15 protein-coding genes are annotated in these 17357 nt (G+C 46.4%); 13 read left to right on the top strand and 2 right to left on the bottom strand.

What is annotated here, in order from left to right; all coding sequences use genetic code 11:
• The first annotated feature begins 18 nt into the window (after positions 1-18).
• Together glp and mobB are read left to right on the top strand one after the other, a co-directional pair.
• A complete protein-coding gene (gene glp / locus WDY75_RS18760; protein WP_063479798.1) occupies positions 19-1248 on the top strand; it encodes a gephyrin-like molybdotransferase Glp in 1230 nt (409 codons plus the stop codon).
• On the top strand, positions 1245-1748 hold the full coding sequence (gene mobB, locus WDY75_RS18755) for a molybdopterin-guanine dinucleotide biosynthesis protein B (RefSeq protein ID WP_006209738.1): 504 nt from the start codon (positions 1245-1247) through the stop codon (positions 1746-1748). The genes glp and mobB overlap by 4 nt, the downstream gene beginning before the upstream one ends.
• A gap of 6 nt (positions 1749-1754) precedes the next feature.
• Here the strand turns inward: mobB and xerS are convergent, their stop codons facing one another.
• Positions 1755-2837: a tyrosine recombinase XerS gene (gene xerS / locus WDY75_RS18750; protein WP_006209739.1), complete on the bottom strand. Its 1083-nt coding sequence runs from the start codon at positions 2835-2837 to the stop codon at positions 1755-1757.
• Positions 2838-3064: 227 nt separating this feature from the next.
• Here xerS and WDY75_RS18745 point away from each other — a divergent pair, with 227 nt between their 5' ends.
• The 4 genes from WDY75_RS18745 to WDY75_RS18730 all read left to right on the top strand — a co-directional run bounded on the left by WDY75_RS18745 (position 3065) and on the right by WDY75_RS18730 (position 7305).
• Positions 3065-3568, top strand: coding sequence for a GNAT family N-acetyltransferase (locus tag WDY75_RS18745; protein ID WP_006209740.1), 504 nt, complete (start codon positions 3065-3067; stop codon positions 3566-3568).
• 540 nt (positions 3569-4108) lie between these two features.
• Positions 4109-5440, top strand: a complete 1332-nt coding sequence (locus WDY75_RS18740; protein WP_006209741.1) for an ABC transporter substrate-binding protein — start codon at positions 4109-4111, stop codon at positions 5438-5440.
• Positions 5441-5553: 113 nt separating this feature from the next.
• Positions 5554-6411 carry a carbohydrate ABC transporter permease gene (locus WDY75_RS18735; protein WP_006209742.1) on the top strand — a complete coding sequence of 286 codons (858 nt, stop codon included), beginning with the start codon at positions 5554-5556 and terminating at the stop codon, positions 6409-6411.
• Between the two features lie 21 nt (positions 6412-6432).
• Positions 6433-7305 carry a carbohydrate ABC transporter permease gene (locus tag WDY75_RS18730; protein WP_006209743.1) on the top strand — a complete coding sequence of 291 codons (873 nt, stop codon included), beginning with the start codon at positions 6433-6435 and terminating at the stop codon, positions 7303-7305.
• A 156-nt stretch (positions 7306-7461) separates the two neighbouring features.
• On the opposite strand, the gene WDY75_RS18725 is transcribed toward WDY75_RS18730, so the two are convergent.
• Entirely contained in the window at positions 7462-7875 is a 414-nt protein-coding gene (locus WDY75_RS18725) for a hypothetical protein (protein ID WP_231888048.1), read from the bottom strand.
• A 180-nt stretch (positions 7876-8055) separates the two neighbouring features.
• Between WDY75_RS18725 and WDY75_RS18720 the strand changes: the two genes are divergently transcribed.
• The 7 genes from WDY75_RS18720 to WDY75_RS18685 all read left to right on the top strand — a co-directional run bounded on the left by WDY75_RS18720 (position 8056) and on the right by WDY75_RS18685 (position 17330).
• The gene (locus WDY75_RS18720) at positions 8056-8493 is read left to right on the top strand and encodes a MarR family winged helix-turn-helix transcriptional regulator (RefSeq protein WP_006209747.1); all 438 of its coding nucleotides are present in this window, start codon (positions 8056-8058) and stop codon (positions 8491-8493) included.
• A gap of 52 nt (positions 8494-8545) precedes the next feature.
• On the top strand, positions 8546-9181 hold the full coding sequence (locus WDY75_RS18715; protein ID WP_006209748.1) for an NAD(P)-dependent oxidoreductase: 636 nt from the start codon (positions 8546-8548) through the stop codon (positions 9179-9181).
• Positions 9182-9754: 573 nt separating this feature from the next.
• Positions 9755-11059 (top strand): WD40/YVTN/BNR-like repeat-containing protein, encoded by a 1305-nt coding sequence (locus tag WDY75_RS18710; RefSeq protein WP_063479277.1) that lies wholly within the window; start codon positions 9755-9757, stop codon positions 11057-11059.
• A 582-nt stretch (positions 11060-11641) separates the two neighbouring features.
• A complete protein-coding gene (locus tag WDY75_RS18700; protein WP_006209756.1) occupies positions 11642-12058 on the top strand; it encodes a DUF2500 domain-containing protein in 417 nt (138 codons plus the stop codon).
• A 69-nt stretch (positions 12059-12127) separates the two neighbouring features.
• Positions 12128-12877, top strand: coding sequence for an SDR family NAD(P)-dependent oxidoreductase (locus WDY75_RS18695; protein WP_063479279.1), 750 nt, complete (start codon positions 12128-12130; stop codon positions 12875-12877).
• Between the two features lie 351 nt (positions 12878-13228).
• Positions 13229-15562, top strand: a complete 2334-nt coding sequence (locus WDY75_RS18690) for an AraC family transcriptional regulator (RefSeq protein ID WP_063479280.1) — start codon at positions 13229-13231, stop codon at positions 15560-15562.
• A 136-nt stretch (positions 15563-15698) separates the two neighbouring features.
• Positions 15699-17330, top strand: a complete 1632-nt coding sequence (locus tag WDY75_RS18685; protein WP_063479281.1) for an extracellular solute-binding protein — start codon at positions 15699-15701, stop codon at positions 17328-17330.
• Positions 17331-17357 lie beyond the last annotated feature (27 nt).

The following is a 17357-nucleotide window of genomic DNA, read 5'->3' as shown; positions in this document are numbered from 1 at the left end:
AAATTCGATCGACGCGCCATGCAGGTGCCAGAAGCGCAAGCGCTTGCCACGTCTTATGTCCATGTTGGCGGGGAGGAACAAATTCGGCTGCAGGACAGCGATGGGCGCGTGCTTGCTTCTGACATGGTTGCGCCGCACCCTTTTCCGGCATTTGCACGCTCGGGTATGGACGGCTACGCTGTTCGTTCAAGCGATTTAGCGGCATGTGATCAAGGGGAAATGGTCTGGCTGAAGGTTGTTGATCAGATCCCATGCGGATATGTATCTTCTATTCCGATCAAACAGGGACTGGCTTCCCGTATCATGACAGGCGCACAGGTGCCCGAAGGCGCTGATGCTGTTGTTATGCTTGAAGCGACAGAGCTTCGAGTGAAGGAAGGTGTAACCTATGTAGGGTTAAAACGTTCGATTGATACTGGGAAAAATATTACTCCGCGGGGATTCGAATTGCAAGAAGGGGATTTGCTCCTGCGTAAAGGAACCTGCATCGGGCCGGGCGAGATTTCGGTTCTGGCTACGTTCGGTATTCATCAGGTCAAGGTGTACCGGCAGCCGGTGGTAGGGATTTTCTCGACGGGAACCGAGTTGCTAGACATCACCGAGCCGCTTGAGCCAGGCAAGATACGCAACAGCAACACCTACATGCTCGCTTCGCAAATTCGGGAAGCCGGAGGCGTGCCGGTCATTATGGAGGCGATTCCGGATGATATCGAGCTTGCCCGGCAGAAGGTAGAAGAGGCACTTGGCGAGTACGATATCGTGGTCACAACGGGCGGTGTCTCTGTGGGCGATTACGATATCATGGGGGAGCTTGTGACCTCCGGTGGCCTGGACATGCTGTTTAATAAAGTCACGATGCGCCCGGGAAGCGTAACAACGGCTGCGGTTAAGGACGGGAAGCTGTTATTTGCGCTATCTGGCAATCCTGGTGCCTGTTATGTAGGATTTCTGTTGTTTGTCAGGCCTTCGATTCGCAAAATGCTCGGTATGGAGCAGTTATATCTGACCGAATGGACGGCCGAACTGGGGGCCGACTATTCCAAAGTGAACAACTTCACCCGTTTTGTCAGGGGAAGACTGGCCGTGATAAACGGCAGGCTTGTGGCGACACCTGCAGCGCTCGATGAATCGAGTGTCATGATTACAATCAAAGACAGCGACTGTTTGATCGTGGTACCACCGGAGCTTAGAGGAGCGGTCAAAGGACAGTCAGTACAGGTTCTTGTCCTTCCAGGAGCCTTCGGATGAAGATTGTTCAGCTGTGCGGATATAAAAATAGCGGCAAAACAACGTTGATCACGGCTTTGATACCTCAGCTGAAGCAGCATGGCATTCGGACTGCCGTGATCAAGCACGACGCTCACGGGTTTGATATGGATCATGAAGGGACAGATACGTACAAATTCCGTGAAGCGGGAGCAGAAGGAATTGCCATTGCTTCTCCCGGACGAACGGCTGTCATGAGGGAAACGGAGCTGGGTCTAGAATCGTTGATACCCTTGTATATGGATTTTGATATGGTGCTTGTAGAAGGCTATAAAAAGATGGCTTATCCCAAGCTGGTGCTGCTGCGGGGGCTGGAAGACATGATGCTGCTGGATCAGGTTGAGGAGATTAGAGGGATCGTGGTACGTCCTGAAATGTTAAAGGAACCGTCAGCGTTGCATGAGATTCAGCAGCGGCTAGCGGTTCCCTTGGTTACATGGAATGATATTGAGGAGATCACATCGATGCTTTTGTCAATTTAGATGCTGCTATTCATCGGCACGGCGCTCAATCGCTTGAGACATCGTTTTATCCGTTAAATGTGCGTATACTTCTGTAGTTTCTGTGGAAGCGTGCCCTAGCTGTTCCTTTGTTTTATATATATCGTTCTGAAGGTAGTAGTCGGTTGCAAACGAGTGCCGCAGCTTATGAACGGTCAGGGATGGCTTGCCAAAGCGCTTGGCATATTTGATGATCATCGCTTGAATCGCTCGTTTGGTCATGCGCTGTCCTTCATGTTGCCCGTTGCGCAGTGCGACAAACAGTGCCTTTTCCTTCTTGGGCACTTTATAGCGTGTCTGTCTAAGCTGGAGATAAAATTCCAGATCATCCTTGGCTTGCGCGCGGAAGTAGACCGGTGTCTTGAAAGTCTCGTCGTTATTACCCTTACGGAATACATGCAGCATTTTATTGTTCAGGTCGATATCGGCGAGATTCAAATTTACCACCTCGGATACGCGCAGACCGGAGTTTAAGATAAGGCTGGCTATGCACGCGTCCCTTACCTTGTTCAACTCGTGCGCGTAGAGCGCCTGTTTGTTGTTCTCGACATCCTGTCCGTATCCTTCATGAATGTAAGTGATGAAATCCTGAAGTTCTTCTTCTTCCAAGATTTTTCCTTTTAGCTTGGCCGCTGTATCCTTTGGTTTATGAATTCGCTTAATTTCTACTTTGGCCATGATATTGCGCTTGAGCAGCGGGTAAAATTCCTCGTCCTCGGCAATCTGGCTCAGGTAATGGAACAGGGAGCGCAGAGATGACAGCTTGCGGGAAACCGTAATTCTCGAGTTGGTCCCGTCCCTGCGGGTTGTCAGATATAAGCGGTAGCTGGTGATGCTCTCCATGCGGAGCTTCTCAAGCTCCATCAAGGTAATCTCTTGATTGGAGGATGCTTGTGACAGCCCTTCTGATCGGAGCCAGTTGAAAAACGTTTGATAGTCCCTCACATATTCGAGCAGGGTCGAGGGGGAGAGGTCTGGAAGTTTGTAGTCGATAAATTGCTGTACAAACCAAGGCATGGCCGGTGTTTTCTCATCAAGCTTTGCACGGTCGATATCTTTTTGTATATTCATGTTCCACCTCAATGTTTATCTATGTTTATCTATATGGAGAAGACACGGTATTGCTAGCTATTAGTGTAACATATGGAAACCGAATAATCCTGCGATCAGGGGCGGTTGTCCGGTAAGGCCGTTGCCTGCACATAGGATCTGTACTTGTGTTTCGTTTAGCTGAAATTATATGATGAATGTATGTTACATAGTAAAGATTTATATGAGATACCCGGGGAGGCAGCACCATGAGGTCAGATCTAACGGAGCGTATGGGAATTGAGCTGGTTCCGAAGAGAAAACAAGCCGTAATCGTAAACTTGATGCAGTTGTATCTATATGATTTTACGAAGTATCTGGATATCTCGGTCAATGATCAAGGATTGTTTTTACCTTATCCCGATTTGGATGAATTCTGGAAAAAGCGCGATCGGAAGTATCCGTTCCTCATTACGTTTGACCAGCGGCCCGCCGGATTTGCGCTAATTGAACGAATGGATGATGCCACGGAGGCCGACTACTATATGACAGAATTTTTCGTGATGCAAAAATATCGCCGTCACGGTTTGGGAACGTGGGCAGCGACATGGCTGTTTGATGAATTCCCCGGGCGGTGGAAGGTAACACAGGTAAGCAGCAATCTGCCCGCACAAGCCTTTTGGCGGAGGGTGATTGAGTCTTATACCGGCGGCAGATACGAGGAATTTATAGATCCACTGCGCGACAATCCGTCACAATATTTTAATTCTTAGGATCATGCGAATGGTTTTAGAATGATGGCAGAATGCGCTTTCGGCTCGGATGGAAAGAGGTTGCGGGCGCCGATTGGGTAGGCAAGGTGTAGCATCCGGGGATTGTTTGAAACCTGTCGCAATAGCAATTACGGGCTAAAATTAGAAGAGATAAGCTTATCTCAAAGAATCTGTTGATGAATTTCAGCAGGTTCTTTTTTGGCGTGAAATTCAAATCAAAGAAGATAGCATAAGCAGATGAAGACATCATTATACAATATCATCATATGAAAATTTCATAATAGAAAAACACATTCGGATCTCCTGAATCTAGCAGCAATAACAAGGAGCGCTATCTTTTCCCTGTATCTATAAGATTTACGGTCATATAAAGGTCCAACAAAACACGCTCATAGAGCTTCTATATATATGACATGGAAAAATTTCCCCCTATAGAAGATGAATATCCCCCTTTGAAACGTTCGGGGCTTGGAATAAAATTCTGGTAGACAGCAAGTATTTACATAAGGTTTTGAAAAAAAATACTTAGGGGGATTACAAATGAAAAGGACTTCCATGTTACTCATGAGTGTTATGTTGTTGCTCTCCATGTTCCTTGCGGCATGTGGTAACAGCGGCAGCACGAACACTCCTGCAGCAGAAGGGGAGACTCCGAAAACGGAAACTCCACCAGCAGAAGAGAACGCTCCGGTTTCACTCCGCGTGTTCTCGACTTTCGGCGGAACTGATGCTGCTCGCGAAGCTTTCCAAGCAGCACTGGATGAATTTACTGCAGCTCATCCGAACGTGAAGATTGAGAATGACACGATGTCTGCAAACGACGATGGCTTCAGAACCAAAGTCAACACGGACATGAACAGCGGCAACGAGCCTGACCTGTTGTTCTACTTCATTGGTGCTGATGCAGAAGGATTTGTAAATGCGGGCAAAGTTGTACCGCTGAACGAAATTCTTGATGCTAACGCTGACTGGAAGAACGGATTTATTCCGGATGCGCTTGAGCTTGCCAAGCAAAAAGACGGAAACATTTATGCTGCACCATTGACTGGTTTCTATGAAGGTTTGTTCGTAAACAAGAAAATCTTCGAAGAAAATGGCCTTGAGCTTCCAACAGACTGGGCGAAGCTGACCACAGCTGTGAAAACGCTGTCTGCCAAAGGTATCATTCCTTTGTCCGTACCATTTGACCAATCCCACTATTTGATCGAGCATACCATTCTGTCTGCTGCGGGTCCTGAAAGCCAAAGCAAAGGCCTGATCGACGGCATCGATCCAAACTGGGAAAAAGCTTATGTTGCAATGAAAGAGCTCTATGATCTTGGCGCGTTCCCTAAAGATGCTGCAACCATTGATCTGAGCATGTCCGGCAACTATTACAGCGAAGGCTTGGCTGCTATGACAATCGAAGGATCTTGGGCAGTAGGTGGCTGGAGCGATGATACCCGTGACAATTCCACGGTTCTTCCATTCCCGACGGTTCCTGACGGTGCTGGCAGCGGTAACGATATCGTTGGCGGATTCGGTTCCGGTTTCTACCTGTCCAAATCCACTTATGACGATGCAGCCAAAAAAGATACTGCCGTTGAATTGCTGAAACACCTGACTTCCCCGGCAACCATCCAAAAAATCGCTTCAGCTAATGGTGGTACGCCAGCTGCTGATGTAGAAGTAACCGGTTTGGCACAGGTGGCTCTTGATGGTTTTGCAATGGCAGCTAAAGCTGATTCCATTAGTGCACCTGTTGACAGTAAGGTTTCACAAGAAACATTCGGCAACCTTCGTGCAAGCGTTCAGCCTGTAGTTGAAGGCAAGAAAACGCCAACTCAAGCCATCGAGGAAGCCAAGAAAACCGAGGATGCTAACAAAAAATAGTTTTCATCAGAAACGGTAGAAATAAAAGTGATGCACGCCGCCCTCTGTTTTCATTAGGGCGGCGTAGTCATTTAGACATGGATGAAGAAAAATAAACATCAAGGGTGATGAATATGAAGGGTGATCGCAAGTATATTGTGCTGTTTTTATTTCCTGCAGCTGCCATCATGACAATCTTTCTATATTATCCGTTCTTCAAGAGTTTGTATCTCAGTTTTTATCGCACAAGCGGTTTTTTTGACAAAAAGTTTGTGGGATGGGCTAACTATGAGAGACTCGTTACGGATAAGCTGCTGGGCGCTGCGACCCTGCACACACTAGAGATTATGCTGTATGTTATCGTATTTCAGGTTGGGATAGCCCTTGTGCTTGCCGTTCTGGTCGATAACATTGCCAAGTTCAAAGGTTTCTATCGTACCGTCTTTTTCTTTCCGGTTGTCATCTCCGGTACGGCGATTTCCTTGTTGTTTGTGCTGTTCTACAACTATAACTTTGGACTATTGAACAATTTGCTGGCTAATTTCAATATCGAGAAGATTCTGTGGCTGGATGCGAAGAACGCCCTCAAGGCAGTTTCGATTCCAACGGTATGGCATTATGTGGGCTTTTATTTCATTCTGTTCCTGACTGCAATGGCCAAAATACCTGCCGATTATTACGAAGCAGCAAAGCTGGAAGGGATAACCGGCATTAAGAAAACAACGATGCTAACCATCCCGCTTATCATGAGTGATATCAAGGTTGTAATCACCCTTGCTATTACGGGTACGTTGAAGATATTTGAGTTCATCTGGGTCATTACAAGCGGCCAGAATGGAACGGAAGTACTGGGGACGTATATGTACAAAAAAGCCATGGTGGATCAGAACTTTGGCTACGGATCAGCCGTTGCCATTTACATGGTGGTCTTTGGCGTAGTGCTTGCGTTAATTGCTAACCGTTTGTTGAAAAGAGACGAGATTACATACTAAGCATTATAGGGGTGTACTGTTATGGAGCCAACCATCGTCGTTGAACACAAAACTCAGCGAGTTAGGAAGAGTCGGTTTAGCTTAGGCACCACGTTGATGTACGTGATTTTAACAGCGTGGTCCTTAACAACAATCTATCCGTTATTCTGGATTGTGAACAACTCGTTCAAAGTATCTCGCGATGTTATGAACAATTCATTCGGTATCGCATGGGATCCGGTGTTGATTAACTATCAAAATGCATTTGACCGCATCAATATTGGAAGAAGTTATATTAATAGCTTAGTGATGTCCTTCAGTACCGTGTTTTTAGTGCTATTGCTTGGAGGATTAGCAGCATACGTGTTATCCAGATTTAACTTCAGAGGCAAAAAAACGATTTTCTCCATTCTGTATGCAACACTGCTGATACCAGCATTTGCAACTGTAGTTCCGGTCTATGAGCTTCTGATTAAAACGAGCCTGGTAAACACATACTGGGGGTTGATTTTTCCTCAGACGGCAGGCAATCTGACGTTTGCGACATTGGTCATTGCCGGTTATATGGCAACCATTCCGAAAGAGCTGGAAGAAGCTGCGTTTATGGACGGATGCAACCGATGGCAAATGTTTGTGAAAATCTTTGTGCCGATCTCGCAGCCTGTCTTTGCATCGGCAAGTATATTTGTATTTATGTGGGCGTACAATGATTTGTTCTCTGCGCTAATCTTTGTTAACAAAGAGAATGTTCGTCCGATCGTGGCATTGTTGAATGAAATCAGTTCACAATATGGTACCGACTTTGGACTTATGGCTACAGCCGTATCACTGACAGTCATTCCGGTATTGATTGTGTACCTGTTCATCTCTAAATATATTCAAAAAGGTTTGACAGAAGGAGCCGTCAAAGGGTAAGCAGGCAGCGAATTCAACGAATAGGCAAGTCAAGAGGGGACCCTTTCGTCACCTGTTTGACTTGCCTATTCGTTGTTAGTCTGCGTATCGTTCTTTAAGAAGAGGGTTTATTGAAACTCGATCAGGCGTGAGAAACCGTCATTGCCATGCCCGGCGTTAACTGCTTTTTGAATAATAAACATTTGCTTCATGAAGAATGCTGCTGTCAAGTCCGTGAAATTCGGCTGCATGGATAATATGCTCCATACTCGCGGCGTCGGAACGAAGACTGGAACTGTTGCCAGGATAGATCCCGCGATCCAAGTCGCTCGCGTTATAGGTCATAATATCAGGCATGATGCGAATGAAATTGTGAGCGTAACGTGCAAGGTCCGATGCGGCAATATTCTCGGCACGCGCTATAGCAAGAGCGTGTATGTAACCAGTCATGGCAGTCCAGAATATATCGAGCAGCGTTATATCATATGCCGCGGCGCGATCGTAATCCTCTCCAAGATAAGAAGCGATACCAGCCAGACTCGCTAATGCTGATTCTTTTGAAATCGATAGATCAGGTGATTGTTTCAACATATGAAAAATTCACAAAAGAAGAGTGAAATAGTATATATTTCATGCATGCTCATACTTCATTCAATTTGCATCTCAGTTGGTGTATGAGGTAAACATGAACCAATAAACTTACTAAAATAAAGATGTTGACATAAAGATAGCAATGTGATAATTTGTATATACAAATGAAAGGTGATGATGATGAACATAGATGATTCCATTTTGACCTCATGCTTGTTTTTTACATCGAATCGGTTTGCACGTTCTATGACAAAGATGGCGGAGGATGCTTTTGCAAAAGCCGACTTATCGCCAACGTACTCCTATGTGTTGGTGGTGGTACACCAGTACCCAGGAATCACGCAGAAAGAGTTATGTGATAAGTTATCGATTGCTCCATCCACAAGCACCCGATTCATTGACAAGCTGGAAGAGAAGAATTTAGTTGAACGCAAGTCCGAATGGAAGGAAACGCATATTTTCTTAACAGAGGAAGGTAAAGCTCTATATAAGGAGCTGAACCAATATTTTGAACAGCTGTACGGACAATATGTTTCCATTTTGGGGAAGGAACATAGCGAACAACTAACTAAACTTCTCCATGAGTCCAGTGAAATGTTGAAAAAGGGAAAACTGTAGCTCTTTTTCACCTTCTCATTTGTATATACAATTGATAAAGGAGCGATTCATCATGCAGATTGGTATTATCGGTGCAACAGGTAAAGCAGGAAATTTGATTCTCAAGGAAGCGCAAGCACGCGGACATGAAGTAACGGCAATTGTTCGTGATGGTTCCAGGATTACCGATTCCAGTGTTAACATCGTGGAGAAGAACGTGCTGGATTTAACCGATGCCGATCTTCAAGGCTTCGACGTGGTAGTGAATACATTTGGCGCAGCGCCTGGGCAGGAAACTCAATATATTGAAGTTGGACGCGTGCTGATAAATGCTCTGAAAGGAGCCGATACCCGACTGATCGTGGTGGGAGGAGCCGGAAGTCTGTTTGTTGATGAGGCCAAAACCACCCGACTGATGGAAACACCTGATTTTCCTAAGGAATACTATCCGACAGCATTCCATGCAGGAGAGAACCTGAAAGACCTGGAGAATTCTTCAGATGTGAAATGGACATATCTCAGTCCGGCAGCGTTCTTTAATCCGAATGGTCAGCGGACAGGAAGCTATCAAGAAGGTAAGGATCATGTCATTGTCAATTCCAGCGGTCAAAGTTATGTCAGCTATGAGGACTACGCGATTGCGGTATTGGATGAAATTGAGTTGCCTAAGCATCTCAATGAACGCTATACGGTCATATCCGAGGTTTAATCAGCCCGGGATATATCTTAATATATAAATCCTCGAGCAAGCTGATTTCGATACGAAATCAGCTTGCTTTTTTATGCGTGAAAATAAGGAATGAAAACAACAACAGCAATCAACAATATTATTTTATTTCATCATATGAAAAATTCATAATAGAAGATCCACATTCTATCCTGCATCTAGACACCTCTAAGGTCATGCTTCATAACCACCTCTCTTCTAATATGTCTTCCGGTTAAAAAGGAAGGTATCTCTAGAAAGCCCGAGTCTTTTCACATAGGCGAATACATAACAAACCGGACGATTTGGTTCATAAACCTGGTGATTATCAAGAACCCTCGAAATGGGCGAGCATTATATTTGTAAATTAATCCCTTAACGTATGAATCACGTTAGGGTTTTTTTGATGTCTATCTATGGATTAACCTACCCGAATATGAGAGTGAATCTATTAAAAAGCTACAGTATTGTAAATTTTGCAAGTCAGTTCTTTACTTATCAGCTGGATGGAATATGTTATAATGTCGAAAAAGCGGATTTGCAACATGCACATCGAAATATGAGGAGGAAGAATTCTTGAGATCAAGTCGTTTTATATTCTGGCTCAGTATGCTGGCAATGATGGCAGTTATGTTAGCAGCCTGTACCTCAGAACCGATAAAACAACAGCAGCAACAGCAACCTTCTACACCGGAAGGTCCTCCTGAATCGGTTGAAGATGAAGAAGAAGGTCAGACCATCACATTAGTAACGCCGGATACGGCCATGAAGGCCCCTGAGGAAAAAAGTAAATATCAGATACATACACGGTTGACAGACTTCCATCTCCTTAGTGAGTCAACGGGAATTGCATGGGGAATAACGAACACCGAACTTCGTCTTTACCAAACTAAAGATCATGGTGAAACGTGGGTGGATATTTCACCCTCCTCCAATGTTCAATTCATTGACAAGCTGGAGTATGGCAAAGACATCGTGTTTGCGGATAAGGATCATGGCTGGATTATACGAAATAAGCAGGGATCAGCGGAAACCATTCTGCTGAATACAACCAATGGCGGTGACAGCTGGAAGCTCTCGTCGCTGCCCAAGACAGGCGTTGTCACTGCACTGTCCTTCGTTTCATCACAGCAGGGATGGATCATGGCAAAAGGCGACATATCCCGGGGCTCTGAGGAGAAATCCCTGTTCCACACTAGCAACAATGGCGGTTTATGGGATGAAGTCATGCAGAATACGGAGTATTCTACTTCGCGTGTCCCAGGCAGCGTCATTCCGCGAACAGGATCAGTCATCGGTTTAACGTTCACGGATTCGCTGGTCGGATTTGCTACCATTCGGGAGATGCAGTCCTCGAAGCTGTATATTACTCGTGATGGTGGTCAGAAGTGGAAATCTTCGGGTCAAGTGTTCAAGAGCAAGCTTCTTGACCCGTGCGGTTCGGTTTACGCCGGGGCGCCTAAGTTACTGGGAAGAGGCGGCAGCGATAGCGAAGTATATATTCCGGTTACCTGCGTAAAGGATAATCAGGCGAGCTACATGGGATACTTCACGGGAGATACCGGAAAATCGTGGAATCTGGTGTCATTCCCGATGACGGGAGATGCCGGTAAGGGAACTATCCAGCCTGTCTTCCGTCGGCTTCATGACGGCTGGCGTATGGTTAACGGCATTGTGTATCATTCGAATGATTTAGGAAAAACCTGGAAGCCATTCCCGAGAAGCAAGTTACTAGCAGATAATCTAGCCAAGTATCCTAACGTGGTGAAATTGCAGTTTACCTCCTCTGATGTAGGCTGGATGCTGATTGAAACCACCGACAAGAAGCGCTCCCGACTCATGAAAAGCAGTGACGGTGGTGAAACCTGGCAGGGTTTATAGTCTGAATTTGCTATTATAAGTTACTGAATAAAGGCTGTACCTTGTTGAGAGAGTCAGATCCGGTACAGCCTTTTTTTATTGACATTATATTGTGAAATAAATCACAATAAAAAGTGAATATCTATGCTACTATAAAGATGTAATTAGATACTCCATTATGTTAGAGAAGGGAACGATTCATATGCATACCGATCAAGTGACGATAAATTTCCTCCGCTTGTGTTACCATTGTGATGATACATGTTTATGCGATACGGAGGAACAATGCCTGGCATGCTGGAATGAACAGGAGCTGACACCTGAGGATCAAGAAATGACAGGACAAGAAGAGACAACAAAATGGCTGAGATTGGCTTACGATTGAATGTGAATGGCGATGAGAAGGAAAATGAATAGATCAGGGTGTTTGAGTCCCACGAAGAAGCTGAAAGCTGACCAAGAGCAGAGACCAGCTTCTTTTTTGGCGTTTTCAGAAAGGGACAAGTTCTTTAAAATTTCAATCAAACTTTCCACGACATATGAGTTAAATTGTCCAAGAAGAAGCATATACATATTTCAAGACAAGGTGGAGGGGGGAGCCGTATGGGATCGGGATCAGATTGGATGTTCGATTTTTTCGGCAGCGTAATGCCCGTGTTTTTCATCGTCGTCATCGGGATCATTTTGCTGTCGGCCGGTAAGGGAATCTTGCAGTGGAGTCAGAATAACCGACAGCCTTTGCTATCGGTTGATTCCAAAATTGTGAGCAAGCGAACGGAAGTGAAACACACGCAGCAGACAGATGATACGATGTCGAGCCGTACTCGTACCACCTATTATCTTACTTTTGAAGTTGAGAGCGGAGATCGGATGGAGTTTATTGTAAACGGTGAAGAATTCGGCATGTGTGCGGAAGGCGACGAGGGGCTACTGCGTTTCCAAGGTACCCGGTATTACGGATTTGCACGGCACCCGAAGGCACATCTTGGCGTGGTGAGGGGTTATGAGCATCCTAAATAAATGTCGGACTTGATTTTAGTCAGCTTCCTCCTGTGGTATATAATGTAGGAGAAAAAGGAGGAGCTGCGAATGAATTTTGAGAATAAAACAGTCGTGATTACGGGCTCTGCCAATGGGATAGGCCGCGGATTGGCGGAAGCCTATGCTGCAAGCGGAGCGCGAGTCATATTAAGCGACTTTAACGAGGAGCAGGGAAGCCTGGCGGCACACTCCTTGACGGAACAAGGACTGAAGGCGGTCTTCATCCCTTGTGACGTACGAAAGGAAGAAGGTATTAAACGCCTCATGGCAGAAGCCGTTCAACATGGCGGTTCGATCGACATCCTGATCAACAATGCAGGAGTATCCCGCTGGAAATCTCCCTATGAGCTGTCTGTCGAGGATTGGGACGATGTCATGAATACCAATGCCAGAAGCTGTTTTCTTGCGACGCGTGAAGCCGCATTATATATGAAAAAGTCGGGTGCAGGCGGAGCTGTTGTCAATATATCCTCCACACGCTCCATCATGTCCGAGCCGAATTCAGAAGCCTACGCGGCTTCCAAAGGAGCCATTGTTGCATTGAGTCATGCGATGGCAATTAGTCTTGGACCTGATCGGATTCGGGTGAATTGCATTAGTCCGGGATGGATTGAGACCGGCAGCTATGACAATCTTCGCTCGGAGGACCACAAGCAGCATCCAGCGGGGCGGGTGGGAGTTCCTGCTGATATTGCCAAAGCCTGTTTCTATTTCACCGATCCGGATAATGACTTTGTGACAGGTGCGCATCTTGTCGTTGACGGGGGCATGACCCGCAAAATGATCTATGAGCCTTAAGCTGAATCGGATTGAACCCCAAAAAGGAGCGTCTCTATAGAGGCGTTCCTTTTTTTTGGCGTTGTTCTTGCGGCCGCTGAGAATGTTGAACCACTGAGCAATTAGAGGACACACCACACTTCGATGAGGCTAATTCATCTCATGGATTGGCGTTATCGCCTCTGATGAGCACAGCATGGTGGAGGAATTTCGTTGTGGCCTTAGTGGAGGCTGAAGCCTTCGAGCATGATACAAATTCGTGATCGATTAACATTTTTGAAGATGGCCTGTTCATGTTAAATAAAAACAGTATGATGTAATTAATGTAAGTACGGAAGATATATAACCATTGAAACCGGAAGGAATGAGGGTATGGGGAAGTTGACGACAACCAGTGCAAGAATGGAGCGTTCCAATCGCGTGTCCGTGTTCGTTACATTGCTCATGTCCTATCTTGTCGTGCTGTTGATCCCGGTCATTGTATTCGGCGGATTGTATGCTCGTATTGAGAAGATTATGATCGAGAACGCGAATAACAGCAACATGGCGCTGATTGAGCAAGCCAAGCAGGTAGTGGACGGCCGATTGGATGAGATGCATTTGATTTCCCGGAATATCACGTCGAATCCAAGGCTGGACGCGCTGCTCAAGGCAGGCTCGCCTCAGAATGGCATCGAGCATTACAATTACTTCAGCTTTATGCAGGAAATGCAGCGTTACCGCAACAGCAGCAGCTTTATTACTGATTTTTATGTCTATTTAAGGGAGAGCAACACGGTTCTGAGTCCAACCTTAAAGACAACCTCAAGCGTTTTGTTCTCCGATATTTATGGATATGAAAATCTAACCTATGAACAGTATCGGTCGGATATCCTGCACGGCGTTCACTTTAACCGTTACTTGCCCGTGACGGAGGTCGGGAAAGGTTTGAATCAGAAACGGATGCTGACATATATGCAAACGCTTCCATTTGGAGAGAAGAACCATCCGAAAGGTGCGCTAATCATGCTGATTGACGAACGACAGATTACAGGGCTCCTGGAAGAGATCGTGAAGACAAATCATGGGACGATATATATCAAGGATGCCAGCGGACAAGTTATTTTAAGTGCCGGAGCAGCCTCGGTCAGCCGAGTCGGGAAGACACCGGAGGATCATCCGATGATGACTGTGTCGGCAATCTCGAAGAGAAGCGGGTGGGAATACGTATCCATCGTGCCCGAGAAAGTGTTCATGGAGAAGGTTAATATGGTCAAAAGAATGGCCGCCGGCGTTCTTGTGATCTGTCTGGCCGCCGGGGTAGCCGCTTGCGCGTTCATGACTTATCGGGCGTATTATCCGCTGCGTGACATTATCCGTTTTATTCGGCAGGCGCACCCGGCACGGGAGGGGGCCGTTCGCAATGAATATGATTTCATCAAATCGACGATGGCCGATTCCTTTGGCAGGCAGACGGAGATGAGGGAGCAGCTGTCCAGGCAAACGCCGGTCATCCGCTCCAACTTTTTGCAGCGTTTATTGAAGGGTAATGTGGACGCAAGTGATATGTCCGATCATGCCATGGCGTTCATGGGCATCTCGTTTCCGGAGCGGGGGTTTGCTGTTGCCTTGATCGAGCTCAGGGATGCCAGTGGATTTATTCATAACGAGCGCGAAAGCGAGTGGGCACTGATCCGGTTCGTTACCGGCAAGGTAGCGGAGGAAATCCATCCTTTTGCCGCTTACTCGGTGGAACTGGAGAAAAATCTGGTTGCTATCATATTAAACGTGCCCGACTCTCAGCAGTGCGGGCTAGAGGAATTGGTTGAATGGGCGGAGCAGGTGAAACAGGTCATCGAACTGCGCTTCAAAACCGTGACAACAATCGGAATCAGCGGGATTCATACAGGCCCCGGATGTTTGTCCAGCGGTTATACCGAGAGCCTGAAAGCACTCGAATATTCCATATTTACAGCCTATAAACCGATCCTGTTCTATGATGAAATGAAACAAAAAACGGAGGTGTATTATGATTTTCCCATTGAGACGGAGGTCAAGCTCATTAACGCGATGAAGAGCGGGGATGTCGATAAAGCTCAAGACATTATTCAGTGCCTGTACAGCAACAATTTTATGGGCAAGTCCATCTCACCGGATCTGGGGAGACTCCTCTTCGCGAACCTGCTCAGCACAATGTTCAAACTGCTCAATGCTTTAAATTTGAAGTATGAGGACATCTTCGGAACAGCTGGCAAAACAATCGAGGATATCACCGAAGGCAGCACAGTGGAAGAGTTATATCAGGAGGTGAAGTGGATGTTCGGCAAGGTCTGCTTGTACGTGGGAGAGCAGAGAGGAGATTCCTCTTCACTGCTGCTGGAAAAAATCAAAATCTACATCGAAGATCATCACAACGATACCATGATCAGTCTGGCTTCCATCGCCGAGCAGTTCAACATTACGCCCCCGTACCTGTCGGCTTTCTTCAAGAAGAACAGCGGCACCAACCTGACGGATTATCTGGCCAAGATTCGGATCGAGCATGCTAAGGAAATGATGAAGGATGCCAAAAATACGATTTCACATATTGCCCGTTCCGTCGGTTATACCAGCGATGTGGGTTTTATCCGGGTATTCAAAAAATATGAAGGAATAACCCCGGGAAAATACAAGGAAACTCTGCATTCTCTACCATCCACCTTAAGAAATGATCATCTCAATTCTTAATCTCTGTTAACAGATCATGAATGTGTACGGTATACGATGAAGGCGCTTTGACCCTAGAATTTAAACAGGGCTGATCACTTCGGTCCTTGGTTAAATCGGATGATCATTCAAACAGGAAAAAGGGAGGCGTCGTGATTTGAAAACAAACCAAAAACGAGCGACAAGGCTGGCAATTTTCATATTAATCGTAGCCATGCTGGCTGGATGCAGCGGGAAAAGCTCGGGAGCTCAGAATCCTGCGGGCGAAAAAGGGCAGGAAGGAGCCGGTGTTTCTTCAATGGGTGAGCCGGGTTATCCGGGACAGCTGACGTACTGGGTATCTCTTAACGCCAACGCATCGGCAACGATGCAGGATATGAACGGGATTGCAGCTTATCAGGAAATGGAGAAATTGACGGGGACCCGGCTTAAGTTTCAGCATCCCCCTGCCGGACAGGAGGCAGATGCCTTCAATATTATGGTCTCCTCGGGCAATTTGCCAGATGTCATCGAGTACGGCTGGGCTAATGTATCCGGCGGACCGGACAAAGCCATTTCGGATGGAACGATCATTCGACTGAATGAGCTGATTGAAGAGCATGCACCGAATATATCAAAGCTGTTAAACGAGCATCCGGAATACAAAAAACTCATAACGACAGACGACGGCAACATTTACGTATTTCCTTTTATCCGCGGGGATGAGTATTTGCTGACCTATAACGGCATCATTCTCCGCGAGGATTGGCTTGAGAAATTAAAGCTGTCCGTACCGGAAACGATAGATGAGTGGCACGAAGTGTTAACGGCATTCAAAACCAAGGATCCAAACGGGAACGGGCAGGCCGATGAAATTCCGCTCCTGCTTGACTTGGATATGACGGCATTGAATCATGCGTTTATCGGAGCCTGGGGAATTACGACAGGGTTTTACCAGGTGGATGGCAAGGTAAGCTACGGCCCTATTCAACCGGAGTTTAAATCGTATTTGGAGACGATGAGCAAATGGTATGCCGAAGGGCTGATCGATCAGGATTACGCCGCCACAGATGCCACACTGAAGGATGCCAAGGTGACTAACAATCAATTGGGCGCATTCTCCGGATACATGGGAAGCAGCTTGGGCCGATATTCGGAGCTTATGCTGAAATCCAATCCGGATGTGAAACTGTTGGGTGCTCCTAACGTCGTGCTGAAGAAGGGCGACACTCCGATCCTGGGGCAGAAGGATTCGCCATTCAATGGATTCGGGGCGGCGATTACGAAAGCGAACAAATTCCCGGTGGAGACCGTAAAGTGGCTTGATTATAAGTACGGCGAAGAAGGACATATGCTGTTTAATTTTGGCGTAGAAGGCGTCAGCTACAGCATGAAGGACGGGTACCCGGCCTATACGGACGAAGTGATGAAGAACCCGGATGGTTTATCCATCACCCAAGCGCTGTCCAAATATAACCTTGCCAGCTACTCGGGACCTTTTGTCCAGGATCGCCGGTATATTGAACAGTATTCCGCTCTTCCTCAGCAGAAAGCAGCCATCGAGACATGGATGAAGGCGGATAATAAGCGCTTGATGCCGATTATTTCGCCAACGGCTGAAGAGAGCACTCGTTATGCCTCCATCATGAATGATATTAATACCTATTACGAAGAGATGGTCAATAAATTCATTATGGGCGTGGAGCCAATCAGCGGGTTTGATCAATTCGTCCAGACGCTTCAGGGAATGGGCATTGAAGAAGCGCTTCAGATTCAGCAAGCTGCGCTCGACCGATTCAACAGCCGTTAAGTTGACGAAGCATGCCAAGGGAGAAGT

Origin of the sequence: Paenibacillus glucanolyticus (genome assembly GCF_037333485.1) — a bacterium.
Lineage (GTDB): Bacteria > Bacillota > Bacilli > Paenibacillales > Paenibacillaceae > Paenibacillus_AQ > Paenibacillus_AQ glucanolyticus.
Note: the sequence above shows the minus strand (reverse complement) of the source record. Positions and strands in the feature narration are given on the sequence as shown.